The organism is Candidatus Aquicultor sp. (genome assembly GCF_054640775.1).
In genome coordinates this window covers 1-2935 of sequence record NZ_JBTSLF010000278.1, presented here as the reverse complement: position 1 = coordinate 2935, position 2935 = coordinate 1, and the positions used below count along the sequence as shown (strand labels likewise).

Below are 2935 nucleotides of genomic sequence, written 5' to 3'. Positions count from 1 at the left end.
TTCCATAATTTACCCTTTCCTACTTGGCCTTTCCTTTAACCGCGGTTTTTCTATCCCCGGAATGGGAATAAAAAGTTCGGGTAGGAGAAAATTCTCCCAATTTGTGACCGACCATATTTTCGGTAACATAGACCGGGATGAACTTTTTCCCGTTATGAACCGCAAAAGTCATACCTACAAATTCAGGCAGGACGGTTGAACGACGCGACCAGGTTTTGATAACCTTCCGGCTCTTGGTCTCCTGGGATTCTCGTACTTTCTTCAACAAAGGTTAATCAACAAAAGGACCTTTTTTTAATGAACGTGCCACGCTACCCCCATTTTAATTTCGGATTGCAAAATAATTAAGGTGATGATTCATTCCTCAATCCGAAATTTTTATTGTGTTTTTCTCTTTTTAACGATCAACCGATCACTGGCTTTTTTCTTCCGGGTTTTGAATCCTTTGGTCGGAACCCCCCAAGGGGTTACCGGATGCCGGCCTCCGGAGGACTTTCCTTCTCCTCCCCCATGGGGATGATCAACCGGGTTCATGGCTACACCTCGCACCTTGGGCCTTTGCCCCAACCATCGGCTTCTGCCGGCTTTGCCTAAAGAAACCCTTTCATGCAAAAGATGCCCGCACTGACCGATAGTGGCCCTGCAAGTTAATAAGACCTTGCGGACCTCTCCTGAGGGTAACTTGATTTGTCCATACTTATCTTCTTTGGCCATGAGTTGGGCATAAGTCCCGGCACTGCGAGCTAGTTGCCCGCCGCATCCCGGTCTTAATTCGATGTTATGGATATAGGTACCCAGAGGAATGTTGATAATAGGCAGGCTGTTTCCCGGTTTAATGTCGGCCCGTCCGCTACTGATGACTAGATCTCCCACCTTGAGCTGGTGAGGGGCCAGAATATAGCGCTTTTCACCATCGGCATAGTGAAGTAAGGCGATCCGAGTGGAACGATTGGGGTCGTATTCTATCCCGGCCACTTTAGCCGAAATATCTATCTTCTCCCGCTTAAAATCGATACGACGATATTGTCGTTTATGACCGCCCCCTTTATACCGGCTGGTGATACGGCCATTATTATTACGCCCCCCTGTCCGAGGTAAAGGTTCTAACAGACTCCGAACCGGTTCTTTGCCTGTAATTTCATCGAAGGTATCAAAGGTTTGAAATCGCCTTCCCGGTGAAGTTGGTGTACATGTTCTAATGGCCATATTGCTTCTCCCTTACCAAGGTCCCTTCTTTATAAATTTTCAATCGCTTCACCTGGGGCCAACTTGACCAGGGCTTTCTTCCAATCTGCAGTTTTTCCGAGCTTTTTTCCTACCCGCTTCTTCTTCCCTTCGATCTGCATGAGATTGACCCGTTGTACCTTAACCTTGAAGAGAGTCTGGACAGCCATCTTCACCTCTGAACGGTTGGCTCGTCGGTCCACCTCGAAGGCCACTTCATTAATTTCTTCCTTTTTACGAGTCGATTTTTCCGTTAATAAGGGCCTTTTTATAATTTGAAACATATCTTTCATTGGCCTAAGGCCTCCTCAATAATCGGGATGCTGGGTTTAAGCAGAACCAGACGATCATATCTCAAGACATCATAGACATTCAACCCATCAGCCCGGAGAACCTTTACTCCATTCATGTTACGGGCTGATTTTTCTAGGTTTGAATTTTCCTGATCGGTGACAATCAATGTTTTTTTCAATTGAAGACGATCCATAACTTGAGAGAAAGTTTTGGTCTTGATCTCATCCAGATGAAAATTATCCAGAACCATCAATTGATCTCCCTGCAACCTGGAAGACAAAGCCATTTTCATGGCTAATTTCTTGACCTTTTTATTGACCTTGAGTTCGTAGGTCCTGGGAGAGGGCCCAAAAATAACTCCCCCACCGCGCATCAAGGGTGAGGTCCTGGTACCCTGTCTCGCTCGGCCGGTCCCTTTTTGACGGAAAGGCTTCTTGCCGCCGCCGCGAACTTCGGCTCGATCCTTGGTTGAAGAAGTCCCGGCCCTTTGTTTAGCCTGAGAACTCAAGACCATCTGATGGAGTATATGGGGATTAACCTCCCGGTTAAAGATCTCGTCCTTCAGAAAAAGTTCTTCCACCTTTTCTCCGGTGAGGTTATAGACAGTTACCGTTGGCATTTTTTTCCTCTTTGGAATCCAGGAGTCAGGAGTCAGAGTTCAGAACAACTCATCTTTCAATATCGAAAAATACTCGGTTAGGTCTTCTGGATTCTGACTTCTGGATTCTAACTTCTATATTTTTACTACTTATAAATTGCCAGGAGGTTATTTCGGCTCCCGGGTACAGCCCCTTTAACCAGCAGTAAATTACTTTCCGGCCTGATATCAACAATCGAAAGGTGAATGACGCTCACCCGGCGACTTCCCATATGCCCGGGGAGCTTTTTGCCTTTGATGACCCGGGAGGGGTAGGCACTAGATCCTATGGAACCCGGGACCCGGTGAGAAGTGCACCCATGGGTATCTTTTCCACCCGAAAAATTCCAACGTTTGATCACGCCGGCAAAGCCTTTCCCCTTACTGGTCCCCTGGACTTTGACTTTATCCCCTACCTGAAAAATGTCGACCCGGACTTCATCGCCCACTTTATAAGACAGGTCGCCCGAGGCCGGAAATTCTTTCAGATGGGCCATGAGTGGTATCCCTTTTTTTGCAAAATGCCCCTGATTCGGCTTAGTAACCGCTTTGGGTTTTGCCGGCACAAATCCGAGCTGATAGACTGCTCCCTGGCTTTGTTCCCCTTTTTTCTGAACCACTACGCAGGGACCGGCTTCAATGACCGTTACGGCCACAGACTTCCCCTCTTCAATAAATATTCGGGTCATTCCCAGCTTTTTTCCTAAAATTCCTTGCATGATCACCCTTCTCTAAAGAAACTGTATTAAAAAACTATCTTTACAGTTTTATCTCAACGTC

5 protein-coding genes are annotated in these 2935 nt (G+C 46.7%); all 5 read right to left on the bottom strand.

Annotation, left to right across the window (positions count from 1 at the left end):
• Positions 1-19: 19 nt before the first annotated feature.
• The 5 genes from rpsS to rplC all read right to left on the bottom strand — a co-directional run bounded on the left by rpsS (position 20) and on the right by rplC (position 2877).
• Positions 20-268, bottom strand: a complete 249-nt coding sequence (gene rpsS, locus ACYC56_RS14140) for a 30S ribosomal protein S19 (protein WP_461374814.1) — start codon at positions 266-268, stop codon at positions 20-22.
• Between the two features lie 110 nt (positions 269-378).
• Positions 379-1206, bottom strand: a complete 828-nt coding sequence (gene rplB / locus ACYC56_RS14135) for a 50S ribosomal protein L2 (protein ID WP_461374813.1) — start codon at positions 1204-1206, stop codon at positions 379-381.
• A 29-nt stretch (positions 1207-1235) separates the two neighbouring features.
• Entirely contained in the window at positions 1236-1517 is a 282-nt protein-coding gene (locus tag ACYC56_RS14130; protein WP_461374812.1) for a 50S ribosomal protein L23, read from the bottom strand.
• Positions 1514-2137 carry a 50S ribosomal protein L4 gene (gene rplD / locus ACYC56_RS14125; protein WP_461374811.1) on the bottom strand — a complete coding sequence of 208 codons (624 nt, stop codon included), beginning with the start codon at positions 2135-2137 and terminating at the stop codon, positions 1514-1516. The genes ACYC56_RS14130 and rplD overlap by 4 nt, the downstream gene beginning before the upstream one ends.
• Before the next feature lie 125 nt (positions 2138-2262).
• On the bottom strand, positions 2263-2877 hold the full coding sequence (gene rplC, locus ACYC56_RS14120) for a 50S ribosomal protein L3 (protein ID WP_461374815.1): 615 nt from the start codon (positions 2875-2877) through the stop codon (positions 2263-2265).
• Positions 2878-2935: the final 58 nt, after the last annotated feature.